Annotated in this window: 20 protein-coding genes; 10 read left to right on the forward strand and 10 right to left on the reverse strand. The window is 69.6% G+C overall.

Annotated elements, in window-relative coordinates:
- Positions 1–7: 7 nt before the first annotated feature.
- Positions 8–2,098: a D-(-)-3-hydroxybutyrate oligomer hydrolase gene (locus tag HWX62_RS27010; protein ID WP_175930027.1), complete on the reverse strand. Its 2,091-nt coding sequence runs from the start codon at positions 2,096–2,098 to the stop codon at positions 8–10.
- Positions 2,099–2,234: 136 nt separating this feature from the next.
- Positions 2,235–2,600 (reverse strand): BON domain-containing protein, encoded by a 366-nt coding sequence (locus HWX62_RS27015; protein ID WP_175930026.1) that lies wholly within the window; start codon positions 2,598–2,600, stop codon positions 2,235–2,237.
- Between the two features lie 432 nt (positions 2,601–3,032).
- Here HWX62_RS27015 and HWX62_RS27020 point away from each other — a divergent pair, with 432 nt between their 5' ends.
- From HWX62_RS27020 to HWX62_RS27030, 3 genes are all read left to right on the forward strand, one after another.
- Positions 3,033–4,475 carry a TAXI family TRAP transporter solute-binding subunit gene (locus HWX62_RS27020; protein WP_175930025.1) on the forward strand — a complete coding sequence of 481 codons (1,443 nt, stop codon included), beginning with the start codon at positions 3,033–3,035 and terminating at the stop codon, positions 4,473–4,475.
- Between the two features lie 94 nt (positions 4,476–4,569).
- The gene (locus HWX62_RS27025; protein ID WP_175930024.1) at positions 4,570–5,208 is read left to right on the forward strand and encodes a DsbA family protein; all 639 of its coding nucleotides are present in this window, start codon (positions 4,570–4,572) and stop codon (positions 5,206–5,208) included.
- A gap of 81 nt (positions 5,209–5,289) precedes the next feature.
- A complete protein-coding gene (locus HWX62_RS27030) occupies positions 5,290–6,237 on the forward strand; it encodes a LysR family transcriptional regulator (RefSeq protein WP_175930023.1) in 948 nt (315 codons plus the stop codon).
- A gap of 43 nt (positions 6,238–6,280) precedes the next feature.
- Here HWX62_RS27030 and HWX62_RS27035 read toward each other — a convergent pair whose 3' ends face one another.
- The 4 genes from HWX62_RS27035 to xdhA all read right to left on the reverse strand — a co-directional run bounded on the left by HWX62_RS27035 (position 6,281) and on the right by xdhA (position 11,448).
- Positions 6,281–6,682, reverse strand: a complete 402-nt coding sequence (locus HWX62_RS27035; RefSeq protein ID WP_175930022.1) for a polyketide cyclase — start codon at positions 6,680–6,682, stop codon at positions 6,281–6,283.
- Positions 6,683–6,794: 112 nt separating this feature from the next.
- Positions 6,795–7,463 carry a xanthine dehydrogenase accessory protein XdhC gene (gene xdhC, locus HWX62_RS27040; RefSeq protein ID WP_175985270.1) on the reverse strand — a complete coding sequence of 223 codons (669 nt, stop codon included), beginning with the start codon at positions 7,461–7,463 and terminating at the stop codon, positions 6,795–6,797.
- 1 nt (position 7,464) lies between these two features.
- Entirely contained in the window at positions 7,465–9,828 is a 2,364-nt protein-coding gene (gene xdhB, locus HWX62_RS27045) for a xanthine dehydrogenase molybdopterin binding subunit (RefSeq protein ID WP_175930020.1), read from the reverse strand.
- 18 nt (positions 9,829–9,846) lie between these two features.
- A complete protein-coding gene (gene xdhA / locus HWX62_RS27050) occupies positions 9,847–11,448 on the reverse strand; it encodes a xanthine dehydrogenase small subunit (protein ID WP_175930019.1) in 1,602 nt (533 codons plus the stop codon).
- Positions 11,449–11,782: 334 nt separating this feature from the next.
- Here xdhA and HWX62_RS27055 point away from each other — a divergent pair, with 334 nt between their 5' ends.
- Positions 11,783–12,997 carry an MFS transporter gene (locus HWX62_RS27055; protein ID WP_175930018.1) on the forward strand — a complete coding sequence of 405 codons (1,215 nt, stop codon included), beginning with the start codon at positions 11,783–11,785 and terminating at the stop codon, positions 12,995–12,997.
- Between the two features lie 121 nt (positions 12,998–13,118).
- Here the strand turns inward: HWX62_RS27055 and HWX62_RS27060 are convergent, their stop codons facing one another.
- A complete protein-coding gene (locus HWX62_RS27060; RefSeq protein ID WP_175930017.1) occupies positions 13,119–14,009 on the reverse strand; it encodes an EamA family transporter in 891 nt (296 codons plus the stop codon).
- A 134-nt stretch (positions 14,010–14,143) separates the two neighbouring features.
- Here HWX62_RS27060 and HWX62_RS27065 point away from each other — a divergent pair, with 134 nt between their 5' ends.
- Positions 14,144–15,079 carry an AraC family transcriptional regulator gene (locus tag HWX62_RS27065; RefSeq protein WP_175930016.1) on the forward strand — a complete coding sequence of 312 codons (936 nt, stop codon included), beginning with the start codon at positions 14,144–14,146 and terminating at the stop codon, positions 15,077–15,079.
- A gap of 34 nt (positions 15,080–15,113) precedes the next feature.
- Here the strand turns inward: HWX62_RS27065 and HWX62_RS27070 are convergent, their stop codons facing one another.
- On the reverse strand, positions 15,114–16,325 hold the full coding sequence (locus tag HWX62_RS27070) for an alanine--glyoxylate aminotransferase family protein (RefSeq protein WP_175930015.1): 1,212 nt from the start codon (positions 16,323–16,325) through the stop codon (positions 15,114–15,116).
- 764 nt (positions 16,326–17,089) lie between these two features.
- On the opposite strand from HWX62_RS27070, the gene HWX62_RS27080 reads away from it, so the two are divergent.
- The 5 genes from HWX62_RS27080 (at position 17,090) to HWX62_RS27100 (ending at position 22,685) form a co-directional block, all read left to right on the forward strand.
- The gene (locus HWX62_RS27080; RefSeq protein WP_175930014.1) at positions 17,090–18,073 is read left to right on the forward strand and encodes a LysR family transcriptional regulator; all 984 of its coding nucleotides are present in this window, start codon (positions 17,090–17,092) and stop codon (positions 18,071–18,073) included.
- Between the two features lie 30 nt (positions 18,074–18,103).
- Positions 18,104–19,102: a 2-hydroxyacid dehydrogenase gene (locus tag HWX62_RS27085; RefSeq protein WP_175930013.1), complete on the forward strand. Its 999-nt coding sequence runs from the start codon at positions 18,104–18,106 to the stop codon at positions 19,100–19,102.
- Positions 19,103–19,272: 170 nt separating this feature from the next.
- The gene (gene bluB / locus HWX62_RS27090; protein WP_175930012.1) at positions 19,273–20,025 is read left to right on the forward strand and encodes a 5,6-dimethylbenzimidazole synthase; all 753 of its coding nucleotides are present in this window, start codon (positions 19,273–19,275) and stop codon (positions 20,023–20,025) included.
- 223 nt (positions 20,026–20,248) lie between these two features.
- Positions 20,249–21,418, forward strand: a complete 1,170-nt coding sequence (locus HWX62_RS27095; RefSeq protein WP_175930011.1) for an MFS transporter — start codon at positions 20,249–20,251, stop codon at positions 21,416–21,418.
- 106 nt (positions 21,419–21,524) lie between these two features.
- Positions 21,525–22,685 (forward strand): MFS transporter, encoded by a 1,161-nt coding sequence (locus HWX62_RS27100; RefSeq protein WP_175930010.1) that lies wholly within the window; start codon positions 21,525–21,527, stop codon positions 22,683–22,685.
- A 129-nt stretch (positions 22,686–22,814) separates the two neighbouring features.
- Here the strand turns inward: HWX62_RS27100 and fahA are convergent, their stop codons facing one another.
- Together fahA and hmgA are read right to left on the reverse strand one after the other, a co-directional pair.
- Positions 22,815–24,119 (reverse strand): fumarylacetoacetase, encoded by a 1,305-nt coding sequence (gene fahA, locus HWX62_RS27105; protein WP_175930009.1) that lies wholly within the window; start codon positions 24,117–24,119, stop codon positions 22,815–22,817.
- The gene (gene hmgA, locus HWX62_RS27110; RefSeq protein ID WP_175930008.1) at positions 24,116–25,450 is read right to left on the reverse strand and encodes a homogentisate 1,2-dioxygenase; all 1,335 of its coding nucleotides are present in this window, start codon (positions 25,448–25,450) and stop codon (positions 24,116–24,118) included. Before hmgA ends, fahA begins: the two co-directional genes overlap by 4 nt.
- Between the last annotated feature and the right edge of the window lie 6 nt (positions 25,451–25,456).

Here is a 25,456-nt window from a genome sequence, read left to right on the forward strand (position 1 = left end):
GCCGCCGTCAGAGCGGCACGTCGATCGTGCCGGCGCCGACGGCAATCGCGTTCGCGCCCGGGGCGGCCGAGATCGGCGGCAGGTTGGCGCTCGTCAACGCGGGCGCGGCGCCCGGCGTGCCGCCGCGCGGCACCGTGCGGATCACCTGCGACGGCGGCAGCGGCGCGCCGTTCTTCAGGCGCTTCCACATCAGGTTCAGCGCCTGCACGTTGTAGTAGTGCACCGGCACGAAGCGCGTGTCGAAGCCCGGCACCGACAGAAACGCGTCGAAGTGCTGGCCGTTGGTCACCTCGTAGAACACCAGCTGGCTGCGCCCGGCCTCGCTGATCCCGTTCTGCGCGACGTACGCGCGCGACGCGTGGTTCACCGGCACGAGCGCATCGCTGCGGCCCTGCACGATGATCGCCGGTTTGCCGTGCAGGTTCGCGTTCACGCGTACCGCGTCGACGTTCGCGGGCATCCCGAGCATGCCGTTCGTCCACAGCTGGCGCAGGCACAGCGCGCCCGCGAAGCTCGCATCGGGCGTCGCGAGCCGATGGTCGACGCCCGCGCCGTTGTTGAACACGAGATTGATGCCGGCCGTCGGCGGGATGCCGTTGCCGACGCCGAACACGGCCGGCATCGGCGACGCGGCGGGCGCCGCGACCGCGCCCGTCGCCGCATTCGTCGTCGCGAAGCTGAAGTTGCACAGGTTGTCGGTGACGCGCGAGCGCGTGTACGCGTTCGCATAGGTGACCGCGATCGCCGGAATCGCCTGCGAATCCCACATCGGCGCGTGCAGCAGGTCGGAATCGGCCAGATAGCCGGCCGCGTGGAGCTGCGCGAGCGCGTCGGCCGCCTGGCTTTGCGTGTCGGCGCCCGACACGAGCCCGGCCGCAGCGAGCGTCGCGCAGCGCTGCGCACGGATCGACTGCGTGGTCGCGGCCGGCAGCGCGCTCAGGTAAGGCGCGCCGGCAAGCGACGCCGACGCGGCCGCACACGGTTCCAGCAGGTTCGCGAGCGTCGCGTAATCGGCCAGCGGCCGGCCGAACGACGGCACCGGCTGGCCGCCCGCACGGACCACCGCATTGGGCGCCATCCGCACGTTGATCTGCGGCTCGCCGACCACGACCGCGGTAATCCAGCCGCGGTTGTCCTGCTCGGCCGCCGCGAGTGACGCGCCGCCGCCGTTGCTGACCGACGCGGCGATCGTCGTGATGTCGCCCGCGCGATAGCGCACGCCGTGATGCGTGCCGTCGATCACCGGTCCGAACTGCTCGTTGAGCGCCCAGTACGCGAATTCGACCGCCTGCAGCGTCACGCGCCCCCAGTCCTGCTCCGGGTTCTGCTGCGAATGCGCGTGCTTGAACGCATAGCGGTTCGGGAAGCGGTTGTTGAACGCGGCAAGATCGCCGCTCGTCACGTTCGCGGTGAACAGGCTCGCGGTGCCGGCGAGCACCGCGTTGGCGAGCGTGCCGTCGATCAGCGTGACGGTGTCGGAGCCGAGCTCGTGCGCGCCGTTGCCGCCGCCCTTGTCGTTGTAGGCCACCGCGCAGCCGCGCTTGAGCGCCCACTCGCCGGCGGCGGAAATCGCGCCATATACGCCGCGCGAGCCGGACGACGTCGCGGTGACGATGCAGGGCTGCGCGGGATCGAAGCGGGCGGGCACCTGCACGAGCAGCGTGACGTTCTTGGCGCCGCTGCCGTCATCGGCATACGCGAGGTATTCGGTGCCGGGGATCTTGCCTTCGCCGAGCGTATCGTTGCCGTCGAGATCGACGTTCGGCCCCCAGAAGCGGCCGTAGCCGCCGTTCGCGCTCATGTCGACGAGCGCGCGGTAGTTCGACCAGATGGCGAGGCGGCGCAATTCGGCGCTGGTCGGCCGCGCCGGGTTCGCGAAGCCGGGCGCGCTCGCCGCCGCGAGGCCGGTCTTGCCGAGGCCGGCCGTCAGCAGGTCGTCGCTCGCGCCGTCGTAGGCCGTCGTGCGCACGCTGCCGGACACGAAGCCGGGCAACCGGTTGCGCTCGGCCGACTCGCCGCCGTTGCAGGCGCCGAGCATCGCGACCGCGGCCAGCGCCGCACCCCACACCACCCGCCTGCCCCACCCCAGTTTCGTCATCGCCGCCCCCTCGATATCGTTATCGGTCCGCCGCCGCGTCGCGCGGCTTCCGGCCTCTGAAGCGCAAACGGGCCCCGGCATGCCGGGGCCCGCCTGGAAACGGGCGCACGCGGCGCTCGCGCGCCGCCGCCCGGCGTTACTGCTGCTGAACCGTCAGCTTGTTCGAGACCGACGTCACGCCCTTCACGCTCTTGGCTGCCTCTTCCGCCTTGTCGATCTGTGCCTGGTCGGGCACCGTGCCCTCCAGCGAGATCGCGCCGCCCTTCGAACGCACGACGATGTTCGACACGTCGATGCCGCCTGCCTTCGTAATGGCCTTGCGCACTGCGTAGCCGAGCTTGCGGTTCGCCTTCTTCGCGGTTTTCGCGGCGGCCTTCGGCGCGCTCGTCGCGGCCGCCGGCGCTTCCGTTGCCGCTGCGTCGCTCGACTGCGCATACACGCTGCCCGACAGACAGGCCGCCACGGCGGCGACACCCAACGCTCTCAACACGATCGACTTCATGCTATCTCCTTATCACTCCGGAACGGCCGTGCACAGTACGGCCGGATACCCCCAAAAACAGCCGGCCCGCGCGCGAACGGGCGGGACAGCCGGTGTTTTCCACGGCGATACGAGAGAGGCGTCACGGGCCGGCGGCCGGCGCACGCGAAAGCGGGCCGGCCGGGCCGGACAGCCACCGGCCGGACGCGCCCGGTCTGATGACGTGCCGGGTCGCGCGCGATTCGGGCGCGGCTGCGTCGCACAATGTAATCCAGCGCCCGCCGAAGCGCAAAGCTTTTGACGCGGCGGCGCCCGCCGCCGTCGCCATGCCGCCGTGCAACACCGCTGCGACTCGCGCATGCGCGGCGAAACCGGGTACCATCGCCGCGAGCATCCGCGTCGTCCCGCGACGACCGTCATCGATGCGTCACGCCAGCGTCATCCGCCGATCCCATGAAGCCTGCCCGCCCTCGCCCGCCGCGCCGCATCCTCGCCCGCTTCGTCGCCGTCTCGTGGCGCGACCTCGCGCTGTCGATCGGCCCGACCGTGCTGCTCGCCGGCGCCGCCGTCTGGCTCGCGGTCAAGCTGATCCAGCCGGCGCCGCCGTCCACGCTCGTGATCTCGTCCGGGCCACCCGGCAGCACGTACTGGAACGCCGCGCAGAAATACAAGGCGATCCTCGCGAAAAACGGCGTCACGCTCGACGTTCAATCGTCCGAAGGTTCCGCGCAGAACCTCGCGCGGCTGTCGAACCCGAACGCGCCGGTCGACGTCGGTTTCGTGCAGAGCGGCATCGGTCCGAAGGAGCGCGACGAGCATCTCGTGTCGCTCGGCAGCATCGGCTACGTGCCGCTCGCGATCATGTACCGCGGCCCGGTCGTCGCGCGCCTGTCCGACTTCAAGGGCAAGCGGCTCGCGCTCGGCGCCGAAGGCAGCGGCGCGCGCGAACTGAGCCTCGCGCTGCTGAAGATGAACGGCATCGTGCCGGGCGGCCCGACCGAGCTCCTGCCGACCGCCGGCGAGGACGCCGCGACCGCGCTGCTCGACGGCAAGATCGACGCCGCGTTCCTGTCCGGCGACTCGACGCAGATCCCGGTGATGGCGAAGCTGTTCCGCGCGCCGGGCGTGCACGTGTACTCGTTCACGCAGGCCGAGGCGTATGCGCGGCGCTTTCCGTACCTGACCGCGATCACGCTGCCGATGGGCGTCTACGATCTCGGCCGCAACCTGCCGCCCGCCGACATCCACACGGTCGCGCCGACGATCGAACTCGTCGCGCGCGACTCGCTGCACCCCGCGCTGTCCGACCTGCTGATCGAGGCCGCGCGCGAAGTGCACGGCCATGCGACGATCCTGCAGCACGCGGGCGAATTCCCGTCCGCCGTCACGCGCGGCTTCCCGCTGTCCGACGACGCCGCCCGCTACTACAAGTCGGGCAAGACCTTCCTGTACCGGCGGCTGCCGTTCTGGGTCGCGAGCCTCGTCGACCGGCTGCTGGTCGTGGTCGTGCCGCTGATCGTCGTGCTGATTCCCGGGCTGCGGCTCGTGCCGTCCCTGTACGGCTGGCGCGTGCGCTCACGCATCTACCGCTGGTACGGCGCGCTGATCGCGCTCGAGCGCCGCGCGCTCGGCGAGCATACGGCCGAGGAACGCGTGCAGCTGCTCGACGAGCTCGACGACATCGAGGAAGCCGTGAACCGGATGAAGATGCCGCTCGCGTACGCCGGACAGTTCTACGTGCTGCGCGAGCACATCGGCTTCGTGCGCGAACGGCTCACCGCGCACGATCACGATGCGCCGTCGGCCCCGTCCGGCGCCGGTCACCCGCCGCCCCGCGCGCAAACCGCGCCGCCGCCGGCCGGCGACACCCCCCGGGCGACTCCCGGTTCCGCGTGAGCGGACGATCCGCGATCATTGCTGCATGCGCGCGCCGCCGCGTAACATGGAGGCCGCCGCCAGGCGCCGCACGCCCCACCTTCTGGAGAACGACATGACAACCGGCCTCGATACCGCCCAGCCCGCCTGGTTCTTCGACTTCGTGTCGCCGTTCTCGTATCTGCTGCTGGAGCAGCACGACAAATGGCCGGACGTGCCGTTCGCCCCCGTGGCCGTGTCGCTGTCCGACCTGCAGCGCCACTGGGGCCAGCGCCCGAGCGCCGACGTGCCGGCCAAGCGCGTGTTCACGTACCGTCACGCGCTGTTCCGCGCGGAACAGCTCGGCATCCGCTTCAAGATGCCGCCCGCGCACCCGTTCGACTCCGACAAGGTGCTGCGCCTCGCGATCGCGCTGCGCGCCGATATCGCGACGGTGCTGGAGATGTTCCGGTTCATCTGGCGCGAGGGCAACGATCCGTCGACGCCGCAAGGCTTCGCGGCGCTGTGCGAACGCGTCGGCGTCGGCCACGGCGACGAGCTGATCGAATTCGAGGAAACCGCCGCGCAACTGGCCCGCAACACGGCCGACGCGATCGCGCTCGGCGTGTTCGGCGTACCGACGTTCTGGATGAACCAGCAGCTGTTCTGGGGTGAGGACGCGCTGCCGATGGTGCTGTACTGCGCGCGCACGCCGAACTGGCTCGAATCGCGCGAGGTCAAGCGGATCAGCACGCTGCCGAAGGGCCGCGCGTGATGGCGTGCGTGATGGTCGGTATCACGCACGGCAACGCGCGGCTGCGGTAAGGTTACGCGTCACCGGAATCACCCACAATCGATGGAAGACGACGACCGTACCGCCTCGCTCGACATCTGGCTCGTGCGCGTGTTGCGCACGCTGCTGCTCGAGCGCAGCGTCACGCAGGCCGCGCTGCGGCTGAACCAGACCCAGCCCGCGATCAGCACCGCGCTGCGCAAGCTGCGCGAGACGCTGAACGATCCGATCCTCGTGCGCGGCAAATCCGGCATGGTGCCGACCGAATACGGCGCATCGCTGCTCGAAGCCGCGTCGCGCGCGCTGCGCGAGGTCGACTTCATCGCGACGCCGCACGGCGATTTCGATCCATCCTCGGCGCGGCGCACGTTCCGCGTCGCCGCGCCCGACTACCTGAACGATTTCTTCATGCCGACGCTGATCGAGCGCTTTCGCGACGCGGCGCCGCATGCCCATCTGGAAATCGATTCGCTCAATCCCGCGCTCGACCACGCGGGCGCGCTCGAATCGGGCGCGCTCGATCTCGTGATCGGCAACTGGCCGAAACCCGACCCGCAGTTCGCGCGCCAGGACCTGTTCTCCGACACGATCGTGTGCCTGATGCGCGACGCGCATCCGCTCGCCCGCGAGCCGCTCACGCGCGACGCGTATGCGTCGGCCGCGCACGTCGCGCCCACGCCGTACACCGGCGACAAGCGCAACGCGATCGAGATCGGCCTGGCACGCGCGCGCCTCACGCGGCGCATCGTGACGACGCTGCCGTACTTCGGCATCGTGCCGCAGGTGCTGCTGCAGTCGGACCTGATCTTCACGACGACGCGCCGCTTCGCGACGCACTATGCGCAACTGCTGCCGCTCGTCGTCGTCGCGCCGCCCGTGCCGTTCCCGCGCATCAAGAGCTACCTGCTCACGCATCCGCAACCCGATCGGCCGACCGACATCGCGTGGCTGTGCGCGCTGATGCAGAGCGTGTCCGACGAGCTGACGGTCGCCCGCACGCGCAAGCGCTGACGCGCGGCCGAAGCGGGCGCGACCGGTCAGGCAGCGCGGCCGCTCAGGCCGTGCAGAAGGTTTCCTGCAGATGGGTCCAGCGTACGACGCCCGCCGCGTCGCGCGCGAACACGGCGGTCGCGCGGCGCGCGGGCAGCTCGCCCGCTGCCGCGTGCTGCGCTTCGAGATAGGTGAGCACCGCATGCGAGGCGTCGGCCGCGAGCACGCGGATCTCGGACAGCATGATGCGCAGCCCCGGCTTCGCGCCGGCCAGCTTCGCGAACAGCGCGCGCGTGCCGTCGTGGTCGACCACGCGGCCGTCGGTCAGGATCATCGTGAAGTCCGCGGAAAACGCGGCGAGCAGCGCATCGAGCGCCTCGGGCGCGGTATCGGTGCCGGACAGCCAGCGCTCGATGGCGACGACGCTCGCATCGAGCGCGTCGAGATAGGCGGAGTGATCGGACATGGGTGCGTGCACGGCGAGATGAAGCGCGGCCCGTGCCGCGCATTGTCGTGCAGTGTAGGCAAAAACGCGCGACCGTGCGCCGGCCGCGCGGCACGACCGGGTTACCGCGGTTTTACCGCGCGCAGGACACGTCGTCGCGTGCACGCCCGGCCGCGGCCGCCTTCGCATCGGCCACCGGCATGCCCGAGCGGGCCTGCAGCAGCTCCGCGCAGACGGCCACCGCGATCGCGCCCGGCGCCTTGTCGACGATGCCCGCGACGCCGATCGGGCACACCATCTCGACGAGCCGCGCCGGATCGACGCCGCGCGCGACGAGCCGGCGCTCGAACTTCACGCGCTTGGTGCGCGAGCCGATCATCCCGAAGTACGCATAATCGCGCCGCCGCATGATCTGCGCGGCGAGCGAGAAATCGAGCGCATGGTTGTGCGTCATCACGAGAAAGTACGCGCCGGGCGGCGCCGCGTCGACGACGGCCTCCGGCGTGTCGGTCGGCTCCGGCTGCACGTTCGGCGGGCACTCGTCCGGGAACAGCTCGTCGCGCGTGTCGACCCACTGCACGACGCACGGCAGTGCGCCGAGCAGCGTGACGAGCGCGTGACCGACGTGCCCCGCGCCGAACAGCACGATGTGCATCGGCGCCGGCGCACCGGTCGCGCGGTTGCGCTGGCCGGTGCCTTGCACGAACGCCTGCATCGACGACGGCGCGGCGCCGCATGTGCCTTCGCACCCGGCGACGGGCGCGCGGGACGCGGGATGCGACGGACGAGCGGGCCCGTTCACGTCAACCCGCCCGCGCGGCGCTCGCCGCCCGCACCGCATGCACCGCGCGCAGGATCGACTCGCCGGTGGCCGGCGCGTCGAGCGGCGGGTTCACCCGGTAGTCGCCGACCGCGGCCACGGCGTCGCGCACCGCGAAGAACACCGAGAACGGCAGCAGCAGCGGCGGCTCGCCGACGGCCTTCGAGCGGTGGATGCTGTCTTCGACGTTACGGTTCTCGAACAGCCGCACGTTGAACTCGGGCGGCGTGTCGTTCACCGTCGGAATCTTGTACGTGGAAGGCGCGTGCGTCATCAGCTTGCCGCCCGGGTTCCACCACAGCTCCTCGGTCGTGAGCCAGCCCATCCCCTGGATGAACGCGCCTTCGACCTGGCCGATGTCGAGCGCCGGGTTCAGCGACGCACCCACGTCGTGCAGCGCATCGACGCGCAGCGTGCGCATCTCGCCCGTCAGCGTGTCGATCACGACTTCCGACACGGCCGCGCCGTACGAGTAGTAGTAGAACGGCCGGCCCTGCAGCTTCGATTGATCCCAATGCAGCTTCGGCGTCGCGTAGAAACCGTCGGACCACAGCTGCACGCGCGCGAGATACGCCTTCGCGATCACCTCGCCGAACGGCACGCCATGGCCGCCGACCCACACGACGTCGTTGCCGAACTTCACGTCGGCCGCAGCGACCTTGCCGTCGCCGAACTGCTTCGCCGCGAACGCCGCGAGCCGCTCGCGCAACTGGCGCGCCGCATCCTGCGCGGCCTTGCCGTTCAGGTCCGAGCCCGTCGACGCGGCCGTCGCGGACGTGTTCGCGACCTTGCTCGTGTCGGTCGCCGTCACGCGGATCCGGCCGAAGCGGATGCCGAGCTCGTGCGCGACCACCTGCGCGACCTTCGTGTTGAGCCCCTGCCCCATCTCCGTGCCGCCGTGGTTCACGAGCACCGAGCCGTCGGTGTAGATGTGCACCAGCGCGCCGGCCTGGTTGAAGTGCGTGACGTTGAACGCGATGCCGAACTTCACCGGCGTGAGCGCGATGCCCTTCTTCAACACCGTGTTGCGTGCGTTGAACGCACGCACGCCCGCGCGCCGCGCGCGGTAGTCGCTCGTCGTCTCGAGTTCGCCGAGCAGTTCCTGCAGCACGTTGTCGTCGACCGTCTGCCCGTATGGCGTCACGTTGCGTTCGGTCTTGCCGTACAGGTTCGCGTAGCGCACGTCGAGCGGATCGCGGCCGAGCGCGCGCGCGATGTCGTCGAGGATGTATTCGATCGCGAACGCGCCCTGCGGGCCGCCGAAGCCGCGGAACGCGGTGTTCGACTGCGTGTTGGTCTTGCCGCAGTAACCGGCGATGGCGACGTCGCCGAGCCAGTACGCGTTGTCGAAGTGGCACACCGCGCGCGTCATCACCGGGCCCGACAGGTCGGCCGAGAAGCCGCAGCGCGACGTCATGTCGAGCGCGACGCCGTCGATGCGGCCGTCGTCGTCGTAGCCGACGTCGAAGCGGTAATGGAAGTCGTGCCGCTTGCCGGTGATCATCATGTCGTCGTCGCGGTCCGGGCGCAGCTTCACCGGGCACAGCAGCTTCCACGCGGCGAGCGCCGCGCAGCACGCGAACAGGCCCGACTGCGATTCCTTGCCGCCGAAGCCGCCGCCCATCCGGCGGCATTCGACCAGCACGTTGTGCGACGCGACGCCGAGCACGTGCGCGACGAGGTGCTGCATCTCGCTCGGGTGCTGCGTCGAGCAGTACACGTGCATCCCGTCGTCGTCCTTCGGCACCGCGTACGCGATCTGCCCTTCGAGGTAGAACTGCTCCTGCCCGCCGAGCAGCATCTCGCCCGACTCGCGGTGCGGCGCGGCGGCAAGCCGCGCGGCCGCGTCGCCGCGCGCGAGCTTCAGCGGCGGAATCACGTAGCTTTCGGCCGCGCGTGCTTCCTGCGCGGTCAGGATCGCGGGCAGCTCCTCGTAGTCGACCTGCGCGCGGCGCGCGGCGAGCCGTGCGGTTTCATGCGACGTCGCGACGACGATGAACATCGGCTGGCCGACGTACTGCACGACGCCCTGCGCGAGCACCGGATCGTCGTGGATGATCGGGCCGCAATCGTTGACGCCCGGGATGTCGTCGGCCGTGAACACGGCGACCACGCCCGGCGTCGCGCGCACCGCGTCGAAATTCATCGACACGATCTTCGCGTGCGGCTTCGCGGACAGGCCGAGCGCCGCATGCAGCGTGCCGGCGACGAGCGGAATGTCGTCGGTGTAGGTGGCGCGCCCGCTCACGTGCAGGTGGGCGGATTCGTGTGCGCGCGACACGTGCACCTGCGCGGCGTCGGCCTGCGGGTCGAGGGTGCTCAGGAACGGTTCTGCTTGCTGGTTCATGTTCGGTGTTCTCCCTCGTCAGACGGGCGCCGCGTCGCTGGCCGCTTCAGCGGCGACTTCGGCGGCCACTTCCCGCACGTTCAGCGCCTGCGGCGGCAGCGGGTCGTGCGGGCGCGTCTCCAGCCAGAATCGATACAACAGGTTCTTCGCGGTATCGAGGCGATACGCGCTCGTCGCGCGCATGTCGGTGAGCGGCTGGTAATCGCGCTCGAGCGCCTGCATCGCGGCCTGCGCGGTGGCTTCGTGCCACTGCGCGCCGTCGAGCACGGTTTCCGTATGGGCGGCGCGCTTCGGCGTCGCGGCCATCCCGCCGAACGCGATGCGCGGCTCGCGGATCGTGTCGCCGTCCGCGATGAACGCGAACGCCGCGCACACGGCCGAGATGTCCGAGTCGAACCGCTTCGACAGCTTGTACGTGCGGAACCGCAGCTTCGCGCGCGCGCCGGTGCGGGTCGGCACCTTCAGGCCGACGACGAATTCGTGCGGCGCCATGTCCTTTTGCTGATAACCCGTGTACAGCGCCTCGAGCGGCAGCTCGCGCACCGTGTCGCCGCCGCGCAGCACGACGCGTGCGCCGAGCGCGATCAGGCCGGGCATCGAATCGCCGATCGGCGAGCCGTTCGCGACGTTGCCGCCGAGCGTGCCCGCGTTGCGGATCGGCAGCGACGCGAAGCGCTTCCACATCTCGGTCAGTTCCGGATACGTGCCGGCGAGTGCCGCATAGGCCTTCTCGACCGTCACGCCCGCGCCGATCTCGATCCAGTCGTCGCCGTGCACGACCCGCTGCAGTTCGGCGATCTGGCCGACGTAGATCAGGTCGTCGAGGCGGCGCATCTGTTTCGTGACCCACAGGCCGATGTCGGTGCTGCCGGCGAGAATGCGCGCGTCCGGGCGTTCGGCCTTCAGCGCGGCCAGCGCGTCGAGCGTGCGCGGCGCCGCGAAGCGCGCGCCGTTGGTCGTCGTGTAGTCGAACGTGTCGTCGCGCTTGAGCGAGGCAAGCGTGCGGGCGAGCGCGGCCGTGTCGACCGGCGCCAAGGGTGCCGATGCATCTTCGCCGGCCGCATCTTCGCCGGTCGCACCTTCGCCGGCCGCGTCGAACATCCGCACCGCCGCATCGACGATCGGGCGATAGCCGGTGCAGCGGCACAGGTTGCCCGTCAGCGCATCGGCGATCTCGGTGCGCGTCGGCACGTCCTTCGCCTTCGCGCACGCACTGCCGCACCCTTCGTGGCCGTGCTTCTCGTAGAGCGCCCACATCGACATCACGAAGCCGGGCGTGCAGAACCCGCATTGCGAACCGTGGCAATCGACCATCGCCTGCTGCACCGGGTGCAGCGTGCCGTCCGGCCGGCGCAGGTCCTCGACCGTGAGCAGCGCCTTGCCGTCGAGCGTCGGCAGGAACTGGATGCACGCGTTGACGGCCTTGAACTCGACCGCGCCGGCGTCGGTCAGCTCGCCGACGACGACCGTGCACGCGCCGCAGTCGCCTTCCGCGCAGCCTTCCTTGGTGCCGGTGCAATGCGCGTCCTCGCGCAGGTATTGCAGCACGGTGCGGGTCACGTCCGCGCCGCTCACTTCGCGGATCGCGTGACGATGATAGAAGCGGATCGGCTCACTCATGTCTCGGTGTTTCTTCAAATGGGGGCAAGGCGGCCTGCGCGGAGCGCTCGACCGACGTTTTTCTGACAGTTTGCACGCTATCACCGTCAAATTCCGCAACCCATAGCCCATCACGCATGGGGCGCATATAACTGCCGCGATATGCGCGCCCGGCCGGCCGACACCCTTGCCGCACGGGGCGCTCGGCCCGTTCCGGCCGCCCCGCGACCGTCCGCGGCCCTCGGGAACGGGGCGCGATGAACTAAATGGTACCTGCGGGAAAACCGGTTCCATGGGAAAATCCCGATTCCCTTTTCCGCCGTTTTCCGTTCGTTTCGCCATTCGTTCCGACCCCATGTCAACCGATTCCGCCACACCGCCGCGCAGCGGGTTCGCGGTCACGCTGCAAATCGTGTCCGTCGTCTGCTTCACGTTCATCTGCTACCTGACCATCGGCCTGCCGCTCGCGGTGCTGCCGGGCTTCGTCCATGACGACCTCGGCTTTTCCGCGATCGTCGCGGGCGGCGCGATCAGCGTCCAGTACTTCGCGACGCTCGCGTCGCGGCCGCTCGCCGGACGCCTCGCCGATACGCTCGGGCCGAAGCAGACGGTGCTGCGCGGGCTGGTCGGCTGCGGCGTATCGGGCGTGCTGCTGCTCGTCGCGCTGCTGCTCGCGCACTGGCCGGTCGCGAGCCTCGTGCTGCTGGTCGGGAGCCGGCTCGTGCTCGGCGTCGGCGAAAGCCTGTGCGGCACCGGCGCGATCCTGTGGGGCATCGGCCGGGTCGGCGTCGCGCACAACGCGAAGGTGATCTCGTGGAACGGCATCGCGACCTACGGCGCGCTCGCGCTCGGCGCGCCGGTCGGCGTCGCGATCGCGCATACGCTGAATCCGGCGCTGATCGGCGTGATCGTGATCGCGCTGGCGGCGCTCGGCTTCTACCTCGCGCGCCTGATCGCTCCCGTGCCGCTCGTGCACGGCGAACGGATGTCGTACGCGAGCGTGTTTACGCGCGTGCTGCCGCACGGCCTCGGTCTCGCGCTCGGTTCGGCCGGGTTCGGCTCGATCGCCACCTTCGTCACGCTCTACTACGCGGCGCGCCACTGGCCGAACGCCGCGCTGTCGCTGACCGTGTTCGGCACGCTGTTCATCGGCGCGCGCCTGCTGTTCGCGAACACGATCAAGACCTACGGCGGCTTCCGCGTCGCGATCGTGTCGTTCGCGTTCGAATGCGCGGGCCTCGTGCTGCTGTGGCTCGCGCCGGTGCCGCACGTCGCGCTCGTGGGCGCGGCGCTCACGGGCTTCGGCTTCGCGCTGATCTTCCCGGCGCTCGGCGTCGAGGCCGTCGCGCTCGTGCCGCCCGCGAGCCGCGGCGCGGCGCTGTCCGCGTATTCGGTGTTCCTCGACCTGTCGCTCGGCATCACCGGCCCGCTCGCCGGCTATGTCGCCGGCGCGTTCGGCTATCCGCAGGTGTTCCTGTTCGCGGCGGTGGCGGCCGCGGCGGGCGTCGCGCTGTCGATGGTGCTATACCAACGGCAGGCGCGCGTGGCCGGTAGCGGCGCGGCGGCCTGATTCCGCTTGCGCGGTGCCCGGCGGCCGGTCGCGACCCTCGCGCCGCCGTCGCTCCAAAAGAAAACGCCCGCGCGATGCGGGCGTCTTTTCGTCCGTCGACCGGTACGACCGTGAGCGTCGATCACGCCGGCCGCAGAAACAGCCGCCGCGCGAGGTCGAATGCGACGAGATTGCCGGCCACCACGAGCAGCAGCCCGATCACCGCGAGCGGCGACCACTGGTAGCCCTCGAACACCGTCGACACGGCCAGCGCGACGATCGGGAACAGCACCGTGCAATACGCGGCCCGCTCCGGCCCGATCCGCCCGACGAGCGTCAGGTACGCGGTGAAGCCGATCACCGAGCCCGGCACGGCCAGGTACACGAGCGCGCCGAGATAGCGCGGGCTCATGTCCAGCGTGAACGGCATCCCGGCCACCATGCTGCCGACGGTCAGGATTGCCGCGCCGATCAGCATCGCCCAGCCGTTGGTCGCGAGCGGGTGCAGCCCCATCGACTGCATCCGGCTCGACAGCAGGTTGCCCGCCGAAAAGCACATCGTGCCGGCGAACGCGATCGCGAGCCCCGCCCACGTCGCGTGGTCGTCGAGGTGGCCGGCCATCTGCTGCCAGAACAGGCACGCGATGCCGGTCAGGCCGAGCAGCGCGCCGGCGATCGCCGACGGCCGCAGCGGGCGGCCCATGAACAGCCGGCCGTTGATCGAGTTCAGCAGCGGCGCGGTCGAGAAGATCACCGCGACGAGCCCGCTCGGCACGACCTGCTCCGCGTAGTAGAAGCACAGGAAGTTCAGGCAGAACAGCGCGAAGCCCTGCGCGACGAGAAAGCGCCACGCCTCGCGCGGCGGGCGCACCGGCCGGCGCATCACGCGCAGCAGCGCGAACAGCACGGCCGCCGCGAGCCAGAAGCGCCACGCGATCGACACGGGCGGCGGCACCGAGCCGAGCTGCCATTTGATCGCGATCCAGGTGGTGCCCCAGATCAGCACGGTGACGAAATAAAGCGACAGGTTCATGGCGGCCATCCGGAAAAGCGGGTGAATCGGGATCCCGACTATGCCGCCGCACCGCACGTGCCGATTGTCCGGAATTGCGGTCTTTTTCGGGACGCCGCACGCGGCGCCGTGCGTCCGCTTATACTCGGCGCATCATGAGTCTCTCCCTCTGCGCCCCGCCCGTCGACCGCGCCGCCGCCCTGGCCGGCGGCGATCTGCCGTTCGGCCTGCAGTCGGTCTGCCGCACGCTGGCCGACGCGAACGCGACGCTCGAGCGCTTCGCGTGGCTCGGCGACCATCTCGCGATCGCCGAATGGACGCGGATCACCGACGAAAGCGAGACGGTGTACGAGCAGCCCGGCCACCACACGCTGTCGTGCTATCTCGACGGCGGCTACCGGACCGAGCGCCAGCGCGTGCCGCGCTACGGCGCGCCCAGCCTGCTGTGCGCGTTGCCGGGCGATCATGAATCGCGCTGGTGGGTGCGCGGCGAAATGCATTTCATTCACCTGTATTTCCTGCCCGAGCACTTCACGCAGCGCGCGGTGCGCGAACTCGACCGCGAGCCGCGCGAGCTGAAGCTCGCCGATCGCACCTATTTCGAGGATGCACGCGTCGCCGCGCTGCTGCGCTCGGTCGCGCTCGACGGCTGGGACGATACCGACGAGCGGCTGCGCGTGAACGAGACCGCGCACGAAGTGCTGAGCCTGCTGCTGCGCGGGCAGAGCACGACGCGCACCGACACGTCGTTCCGCGGCGGGCTCGCGCCGGCCGTGCGCCGCCGCGTACGCGACTACATCGACACGTATCTCACGCAACCGCTGACGCTCGGCGAACTCGCCGAGGTCGCCGCGCTGTCCGAATACCACTTCTCGCGGATGTTCCGGCTGTCGTTCGGCCGCGCGCCGCACGCGTGGGTGGCCGAGCAACGGCTCGCGCGGGCCCGCGAGCTGCTGCGCACGACGGCGCTGCCGCTCGCGCAGATCGCGGCCGAGTGCGGCTACGCGAACGCCGGCCACTTCAGCCATCGCTTTCGCGACGCGCACGGCACGACGCCGAATACGTACCGGCGCGCGATGCAGGGCCGCTGAGGCCGGGCGCGGCCGCGTTCCCCGCGCCCGCGGCTCATGCACCGCGCCGCGACAGTTCCTGTTCGAGCGCCGCGACGCCGGCCGGCAGGTCGACCGGCACCTTCAGGTCGACCATCGTGCGGCCGAACGCATGCAGCGTGCGGAACAGGTTGTGTTCGCGGCACTGCTCGCCCATCTGCCCGATCCGGACGATCGGCAAGCCGAACGAACCCGAGATCTCGACCTGGTACTGCTTCGAGATATGGCCGCAGACCATCCCCGGCGTGAGCCCGTCGGGCGTTTCGATCCCGACCACCGAATTGAGCCGGCAGTCCTTCGGCGCATAGAGCTTGAGCCCCATCGCTTCGACACCCGCCTGCAGCGCCAGCGAGCAGCGCAGGTGGCGCGCGAAGCGGCTCTCGAGCGTCTCCGCGCAGACGAGCCGCAGCGCCTCGTGCAGCGCGAGCACACCCGACACGGGCGCCGTGTAGTGATAGCCGGCGTTGTGCCAGAAGTTCTCCGCGAGCGCCATGTCGAGGCACCAGTGCGCATTCGGCTCCGGACGTTGCTTCATGCGCTCCCACGCGGCGTCGGAGAATGCGATCAGCGACACGCCCGGGATCGACGACAGCCCCTTCTGGCCGCCGGTGATCACCGCGTCGATGCCCCACGCGTCCATTTCGAGCGGCATCGTCGACAGCGTACACACCGCGTCGACGACCACCAGCGCGCCAGCCGCCTTCGCGAGCGCCGCGATCTCGCGCAGGTCGCGGTTCCATACCGTATTCGACGTCTCGCCCTGCACGATCGTGACGATCTCGGGCCGCTCGCGCGCGATCGCGTCGGCGATCTCGTCGAGGCTCGCGACCGCGCGGTCGGCCACTTCGAGCGTCGCGACGTCGGCGCCGACGCGCGTGGCCATCTCGGCCATCCGCGCGCTGAAGAAGCCGTTGCGGATCGACAGCACGCGCGTGCCGCGCCAGGCGAGGTTCGAGATCGCCATTTCCATCGCGGCCGAGCCGGGGCCCGCGACGCCGAGCACCCACTTCGTGCGGGTCTGGAACACGTAGCGCGCCATCTCCTTCACCTGCTCGATGATCTTCGCCATCGTCGCGCCGAGGTGGTTGATCACGATCGTGTTCGCCTTGGCCACCGCGGCCGGAATCGGGACCGGGCCGGCGCCCATCATCAGCAGCGGTTCTTCGGGCAGGATCGCGTCGAGCGGCACGACGACGGGACAGGGAATCGGCGAGTAATCGATGGACATGGCTGGAAAAGGATGAGGAAAGGAAATGCCCGGACGCCCGCCGCACGGCACCCCGGCACGGCGCGGCGAACTGATCGATCATTCCGTGTTCCGCCGCCTCGCGCAAGAGGCACGCACGTCCGGACAGCGCGACGCTGGCCCGGTGGCCCGACCGGGCCAGCCGGGCCGGCGCGCGTTCGCGCCATCGTTTTCCGGATTGAAAAAGGATGGCCCGCCGGTGGCGAAACGGTTCCGCTCGGGTTCCGTACACACGATTTTCTCGGCCTATATCGAGACGTATCTGCGAAACCGATGGTTCATCCCCATTGGCGGATCGATAAAAACACACCGCCCACCTGATACAAATCACGGAGCGAATCCGATACACAAAATCCGAACGTGGAAAAAACATCCACCATTCCGGCGCGCATTTGGGGGAACGACTGCGGAATTGCCGTACCGCGGCTCGCACGAAATTCCACTAACCGTTTGATTAAAATAAGAAACCTTCGCTGCCTCGACGCATATTCCAATACCGTACCGGTTTCACCCGGCGCCTCCCTGCTGCGTTGCAGCGTTAAACCGGTACTCGCGATTTAGATTTTATGCAACCCGCCCATTTTCTCAGGTTGACGGATATCGGTTCTCTATTTAACAATTGTCTGCGGAATCGAAAACCGATTTTTCGATACGAGGGCGAGCTGGAGCCGCGCGAAGCGCTTTCGACGTTGCGTGGCGAAAAATCACAACCAAAATCAATCAACCGGGCCAGAAATACGCAAGCCATGAACCAGATTCAGACCATGCGTGTATTCGTCTGCGTCGCCGAGCAGCAAAGCTTCCGGCGCGCGGCGCACCATCTCGGCGTGTCCAATGCGCTCGTCACGCGTTCGATCGCGATGCTCGAGGGCCACCTGAACACACGGCTGATCCATCGCACCACGCGCAACCTGTCGCTCACCGAGGCCGGCGTGCGCTACCTCGATGGTTGCCGCGCGCTGCTCGAGGAATTCGACCACCTCGAATCGTCCGTCGCGCATGCCGTGCGCGAACCGGCCGGCACGCTGCGCGTCGTCGCGTCGGGGCTGCTGTCGCCGCTGGCGCTGACGCCGCTCGTCAGCAGCTTCCGGCACCGCTACCCGGAGCTGCGCGTGCAGCTGACCGTCGCCGAAGGGCCGCTCGACGTGCTCGATTCCGGCTACGACGTCGGCATCGTCACCGGCACCCGGCTCGACGGCAACCCGTCGCTGATCGGCCATGCCCTCGCGCCGAACCCGTTCGTCGCGTGCGCGGCGCCGGCCTATCTCGACCGCCGCGGCGAGCCGCGCGTGCCCGACGACCTGCCGGGCCACGACTGGGTCACGCTCGCGCCGCACCAGCACGCGCCGACGTGGCAACTGGTCGGCCACGACGGCGTCGCCCATTCGGTCACGGTGCGCCCGGCCTGCACGGTCAACCAGCTCGCGCTCGTCCAGGCGGCGGCCGTAGCCGGCGCCGGCATCGCGGTGCTGCCCGAGCCGTGCGTGGCCGACGCGCTCAACCACGGCACGCTCGTGCGGCTGATGGCCGGCTACCGGATCGACGATCCCGACGCGCAGTTGTCGCTCGTCTATCCGAACCGCCAGTACGTTCCCGCCCGCACGCGCAGCTTCGTCGAGCACGCGCTCGAGCACTTCAACGCGCCGGCCGCCCGCGAGCAGACGGACTACGGCTTCCTGCGGCCGGTGCGCGGCCCCGAACGCGCCGACATCGTCACGGGCCTGCAGTAAACTGCGCGCGTCAGCCATCGGAGGTGCAGCGTGCGCGTGATCCTGTTCAGCAGCCGGCAGTACGACGACGATTCATTTGCCGCCGCCAACCGGCAGTTCGGCTATCGGCTGCACTTCCAGCCGTCGCACCTCGATGCGGAAACCGCGATCCTCGCGCACGGCTATGACGTCGTCTGCCCGTTCGTCAACGACACCGTCGACGCGGCCGTGCTCGAGCGGCTCGCCGACGGCGGCACGCGGCTGATCGCGCTGCGCTCGGCAGGCTTCAACCATGTCGATCTCGCCGCCGCCGAACGGCTCGGCATCACGGTCGTGCGCGTGCCCGCGTATTCGCCGCATGCGGTCGCCGAGCACGCGGTCGCGCTGATCCTCGCGCTCAACCGCCGCCTGCCGCGCGCGGTCGCCCGCACCCGCGAAGGCGACTTCTCGCTGAACGGCCTGCTCGGCTTCGACCTGCACGGCAAGACGGTCGGCGTGATCGGCACCGGCATCATCGGCAGCGTGTTCGCGAAGATCATGATGGGCTTCGGGATGCACGTGCTCGCGCACTCGGTGCCGCCCTACAACGACGAGCTGATCGCGTTCGGCGCGCGCTACGTCGAACTCGACGAGCTGCTGCATCACGCCGACGTCGTCAGCCTGCATTGCCCGCTGCTGCCGTCGACGCACCACCTGATCAACGAACGGACGCTCGCGCGGATGAAGCACGGCGCGATGCTGATCAACACGGGGCGCGGCGGCCTCGTCGATGCGCAGGCGCTGGTCGACGCGCTCAAGAGCGGCCAGCTCGGCCATCTCGGGCTCGACGTGTACGAGGAGGAAAGCGGGCTCTTCTTCGAGGATCACTCCGACCTGCCGCTGCAGGACGACGTGCTCGCGCGCCTGCTGACGTTCCCGAACGTGATCGTCACGTCGCACCAGGCGTTCTTCACGCGCGAGGCGCTGGCCGAGATCGCGCACACGACGCTCCTGAACATCGAGGCGTGGCATGCGGGCACGCCGCAGAACGTCGTGACGGCAAACCGCTGAAAACGGCACGTTTGACGCTCGGCAGCGCATCCGCAATCGTTTGCTCCTGCTTGCTGCCGCGCACCGCACTCATCTTCATTAACAATTCCCCGCATTGTTTCGACTGAAGTCACGTTTCGCGCGCGTCGTCTGCTATCGTTGCGCCGACGTCATCCCCGCCTTCGCCGCTCATGCGTTTCGACGATTCCGACCTCGCCGCCGTCTACCGTGCCATCTTCGAACGGCGCGACATGCGCCACTTCACGCCGGCGCCCGTCGATCCGGCCGTGCTCGCGCGCCTGCTGCGCGCGGCGCACCATGCGCCGAGCGTCGGCTTCATGCAGCCGTGGCGCTTCATCCGCATCACCGATCCCGCCTTGCGCACCGCGATCCACGCGCTGGTCGAGGCCGAGCGCCGCGCGACCGCCGACGCGCTCGGTGAGCGCCAGGACGCATTCATGCGGCTGAAGGTCGAAGGCGTGCGCGAATGCGGCGAGCTGCTGGTCGTCGCACTCGCCGACGGCCGCGAACGCCACGTGTTCGGCCGCCGCACGCTGCCGGAGATGGATCTGGCGTCCGCCGCGTGCGCGATCCAGAACATGTGGCTCGCGGCACGCGCCGAAGGGCTCGGGATGGGCTGGGTGTCGCTGTTCGACGTCGATGCGCTGCGTACGCTGCTGCGGATGCCCGACGGCGCGAAGCCGATCGCCGTGCTGTGCGTCGGGCACGTCGACGCGTTCTATGCGAAGCCGATGCTCGAAGAAGAACGCTGGGCCGCGCGGATGCCGATCGACGCCTGCCTGTTCGAGAACGGCTGGGACGATCCGGCGGCGAGCGACGGGGCCGAATCGGCTGCCGTGCCGTCGGAAACGGCGCCGGACACCCAGACCACGAACCCGTCGGACGCGGCGACGCCCGACAGGTCGTCCGAACGCATCGCCTGATCCGCAGTTGACGGCGGCCATCGTCCCGGCCCTGAAACGGCCGCAAATCCCACAGTGTGAGCGTCTCGCCCGCCGGCCCGTCGCACGCCGGCAACACCCGTTTTGGCCCCAAGCGTCAGGGTTTTCACTGAAGTAGAATCGCGGCTGACGTTCGCCTCACCGACCGCCCGCCCCGCGCGTCCCGCGCCCGGCTCGAGCGGCATCCTTTCCCGAGCCTACCGCGATGCCCCTGCCTCTTTTCGCCCTTGCCGTCGCCGCCTTTGGAATCGGTACCACCGAATTTGTGATCATGGGGCTGCTGCCGAATGTCGCGCGCGACCTCGGCGTGTCGATCCCGGCCGCCGGGATGCTCGTGTCGGGCTACGCGCTCGGCGTGACGATCGGCGCGCCGATCCTCGCGATCGTCACCGCGAAGATGCCGCGCAAGCGTGCGCTGATGGGCCTGATCGGGCTGTTCATCGCCGGCAACCTGTTCTGCGCGATCGCGCCCGGCTACGCGGTGCTGATGGCCGCGCGGGTCGTCACCGCGTTCTGCCACGGCGCGTTCTTCGGCATCGGCTCGGTCGTCGCCAGCAACCTCGTCGCGCCGAACCGCCGCGCGCAGGCGATCGCGCTGATGTTCACCGGCCTCACGCTCGCGAACGTGCTCGGCGTGCCGCTCGGCACCGCGCTCGGCCAGGCATACGGCTGGCGCGCGACGTTCTGGGCCGTCACCGGGATCGGCATCGCCGCGGCCGCCGCGCTCGCCGTGTGCCTGCCGAAGCACCTCGCGATGCCCGACACCAGCATCACGCGCGAATTCGGCGTGCTGAAGCACCCGCAGGTGCTGATGGTGCTCGGCATCAGCGTGCTCGCGTCCGCGAGCCTGTTCAGCGTGTTCACGTACATCACGCCGATCCTCGAGGACGTGACGGGCTTCTCGCCGCGTCAGGTCACCTACGTCCTGCTGCTGTTCGGCCTCGGCCTGACGGTCGGCGGCACGCTCGGCGGCAAGCTCGCCGACTGGCGCCGGATGCCGTCGCTGATCGCGACGCTCGCGCTGATCGGCATCGTTCTCGCGCTGTTCGCGGGCACGATGCATCTGCCGTTCGCCGCGCTCGCGACGATTTTCGTGTGGGGCATCCTCGCGTTCGCGATCGTGCCGCCGCTGCAGATCCTGATCGTCGATCGCGCGAGCGACGCGCCGAACCTCGCGTCGACGCTGAACCAGGGCGCGTTCAACCTCGGCAACGCGACCGGCGCCTGGCTCGGCGGGATGGCGATCGGCTCGGGCGTGTCGCTCGTGAACTTGCCGTGGGTCGGCGTCGCGATGGCCGTCGCGGCGCTCGCGCTCACGCTGTGGTCGGCGTCGCTCGAACGCCGCCCGGCGGCCGTGCCGACCGAGTACGTCTGAACGCCCCCCCTGCTGCAACCCTGCGGCGATCGTTGCGGACACAACGCCATTCGATCCTGACGGCCTTCATGGACCTTTCAAGGGCCGCGGTGTAGCATCCCCGCCGATGAAAGCCATTCTCAATCGCGATTTCCTCGCGCTGATCCTGAGCGTCGCGGTCGTCGGCCTCGGCACCGGCGCCACGCTGCCGCTCACCGCGCTCGCGCTGACCGAAGCCGGGCACGGCACCAACGTCGTCGGCATGCTGACGGCCGCGCAGGCCCTCGGCGGCCTCGCGATCGTCCCGTTCGTCACCGCGCTCGCGCGGCACATCGGCGCGCGCCGCGCGATCGTCGTGTCGGTCGTGCTGCTCGCGGCGGCCACCGCGCTGATGCAGTTCACGTCGAACCTGATCCTGTGGGGCGTGCTGCGCGTGCTGTGCGGCGCCGCGCTGATGCTGCTGTTCACGATCGGCGAAGCATGGGTGAACCAGCTCGCCGACGATTCGACGCGCGGCCGCGTCGTCGCGATCTACGCGACCAATTTCACGCTGTTCCAGATGGCCGGCCCCGTGCTCGTCAGCCAGATCGCGGGCGCGACGGGTATCCGTTTCGCGCTGTGCGGCGCGCTGTTCCTGCTCGCGCTGCCGATGCTCGCGACGATCCGCCGGGCGCCGCTCGCCGGCGACGACGCGCATCACGCCGCGCACGACAGCTGGCTCGCGGTGCTGCCGCGCATGCCCGCGCTGATCATCGGCACCGGCTTCTTCGCGCTGTTCGACACGCTCGCGCTGTCGCTGCTGCCGCTCTATGCGATGGACCACGGCGTCGAGAGCGCGACCGCCGTGCTGCTCGCGTCGATCATGCTGTTCGGCGATACCGCGATGCAGTTTCCGATCGGCTGGCTCGCCGACAAGCTCGGCCGCGAACGCGTGCACCTCGGCGCGGGCTGGATCGTACTGGCCGGCCTGCCGCTGCTGCCGTTCGTCATCGCGAATCCGTGGCTGTGCTGGCCGCTGCTGTTCGTGCTCGGCGCGGCGGCCGGCAGCATCTACACGCTGTCGCTCGTCGCGTGCGGCGAACGCTTCCGCGGCGCGGCGCTCGTCACCGCGAGCTCGCTCGTGTCGGCGTCGTGGAGCGCCGCGAGCTTCGGCGGCCCGCTGGTCGCGGGCGCGTTGATGGAGCAACTGGGCAGCCATGCGCTGGTCGGCGTGCTGGTCGCCTGCGTCGCCGCGTTCGTCGCGGCGGCGCTGTGGGAGCGCCGCGACGCGGTGCAACGCGCGGCCTGATACAGATTGGCGCTGGATCGGCCCGCTCTCGCCCATCCCCCGGTAAACGAAAACGGCCCGCGCAATGCGGGCCGCGCTGTCCTGCCGAACTACACGTGACCGGCGCGTGATGTCTCGCGCCGCGATGCGTCACGCACTCCGCGCCGGCAGGATCTTGCCCGCACACGTACCGAAGCCGACGCGATAACCGTCGCCCTGGCACCAGCCGGCGAGCGTCAGTTCGTCGCCGTCCTCGATGAACGTGCGGCTGCCGCCGCCGTTCAGCGCGACCGGCTCCTTGCCGTTCCACGTCAGCTCGAGCAGGCTGCCGAACGAATCCTTCGTCGGCCCGCTGATCGTGCCCGAACCCATCAGGTCGCCGACGCGCGTGTTGCAGCCCGCGACCGTGTGATGCGCGAGCTGCTGCGCCATCGTCCAGTACATGTGCTTGAAGTTCGTGCGGCAGATCGACGTCGCTTCGGCCGCCCCTTCCGCGCGCAGCGTCACCTCCAGCGCGATGTCGAACGCGTGCTTGCCCGCGTGCCGCAGATACGCGAGCGGCTGCGGCGACTGCTCGGGCTGCGCGACGCGAAACGGTTCGAGCGCGTCGAGCGTGACGATCCACGGCGAGATCGTCGTCGCGAAGCCCTTCGAGTTGAACGGTCCGAGCGGCACGTATTCCCACTGCTGTATGTCGCGCGCGCTCCAGTCGTTCAGCAGCACCATCCCGAAGATGTGCGCTTCCGCGTCCTCGCACGCGATCGGCTCGCCGAGCGCGTTGCCCTTTCCGACGATGAAACCGGTCTCCAGTTCGATGTCGAGCTTGCGGCACGCGCCGAACACCGGGCGCTCCCGGTCGGGCAGCTTCAGTTGCCCGTTCGGGCGCCGCACCGGCGTGCCGCTCACGACCACCGACGATGCGCGGCCGTTGTAGCCGATCGGCATCTCCGACCAGTTCGGCAACAGCGCATTCTTCGGATCCCGGAACATCGACCCGACGTTGGTCGCATGCTCCTTCGACGAATAGAAATCGGTGTAGCCGGGAATCTCGATCGGCAGATGCAGCGTCGCGTCGCGCCGCGCGACGAGCACCTGCGCGCGCAGCGCCGCATCGTCACGCAATGTCGCGTTATCGCGCGAGAACAGGGCCGACAGTTGCACGCGCACGCCGCGCCATGCATCGCTGCCGAGCGCGATGAACGCATTGAGCGTCGGCGCGGCGAACACGTCGGCGCCGGCCGGCAGCGTCACGAGGCCCGCACGCGCGAGCGCGGCGAGATCGACGACCTGGTCGCCGAGCGCGACGCCCGCGCGGCGCGCCGTCTGCTTCGCATCGCTGAAGATCCCGAACGGCAGGTTCTGGATCGGGAAATCGCAGGCGGGATCGTTCGCGGTATCGATCCAGCTCTTGCGAGCCGGGTCGAGCGTCGCGCGCCAGTCTTGGGTGTCGCTCATCGTTGCTCCGGATTGAAGTGTTTCCTGATGCCTTGCCAGCATTCGAAGTAGTCGGCCTGCAGCTGCGCGGTGTCGAGCGCATAGCGCGTCGGCCGGATCAACGTGCGGGTTTCGAACATGAACGCCATCGTCGCGTCGACCTTGTGCGGCTTCGTCGTGTCGCTCGCGGACGCCTTCTCGAACGTGTCCGCATCGGGCCCGTGGCCCGACATGCAGTTGTGCAGGCTCGCGCCGCCCGGCACGAAACCTTCGGCCTTCGCGTCGTACGCACCGTGCACGAGCCCCATGAACTCGCTCGCGACGTTACGGTGGAACCAGGGCGGGCGGAACGTATCCTCGGCCGCGAGCCAGCGTGGCGGGAAGATCACGAAGTCGATCGTGTCGACGCCCGGCGTGTCGCTCTGCGCCTGCAGCACGAGGAAGATCGACGGATCGGGATGGTCGAAGCTGATCGAGCCGATCGTGTTGAACAGGCGCAGGTCGTATTTATACGGCGCATAGTTGCCGTGCCACGCGACGACGTCGAGCGGCGAATGGCCGATGTCCGCGCGCCACAGCCGGCCGTTCAGCTTCGCGACGAGTTCGAACGCGCCTTCGCGATCCTCGTAGGCGGCCTGCGGCGTCAGGAAGTCGCGCGGGTTAGCGAGCCCGTTCGAGCCGATCGGGCCGAGATCCGGCAGGCGCAGCAACGCGCCGAAGTTCTCGCAGATGTAGCCGCGCGCGTCGCCGTCCGGCAGCGCGACGGTAAAACGCACGCCGCGCGGGATCACCGCGATTTCGAACGGCTCGACGTCGAGCCGGCCGAGTTCGGTCGCGATGAACAGGCGCCCCTGCTGCGGCACGATCAACAGTTCGCCGTCCGCGCTGTAGAAGAAGCGGTCCTGCATCGACCGGTTCGCCGCGTACAGATGGATCGCGCAGCCGTTCATCGCGGCCGCCGAGCCGTTGCCGGCCATCGTGACAAGCCCCTCGACGAAATCGGTCGGCTCGACCGGCATCGGCAGCGGATCCCAGCGCAACTGGTTCGGCGGCGTCGGCGGCACGTCGGCCGAATCGCCGAATTCCGACACGAGCCGCTGCGGGCCTGCATACGGCTCGAACGGCCGGTGCACGGCCGCCGGCCGGATCCGGTACAGCCACGAGCGGCGGTTGTGGCCACGCGGCGCGGTAAACGCGGTGCCCGACAATTGCTCCGCGTACAGCCCGTACGGCGCACGCTGCGGCGAGTTGCGGCCGTGCGGCAGCGCGCCGGGCAGCGCCTCGGTCGCGAATTCGTTCGCGAATCCGCTCAGGTAGCCGGCGGCTGCCGGTTTCGACAGGTCAAGCGTCATCGTTTC

Origin of the sequence: Burkholderia sp. BCC0506 (assembly GCF_902833145.1) — a bacterium.
Taxonomy (GTDB): domain Bacteria; phylum Pseudomonadota; class Gammaproteobacteria; order Burkholderiales; family Burkholderiaceae; genus Burkholderia.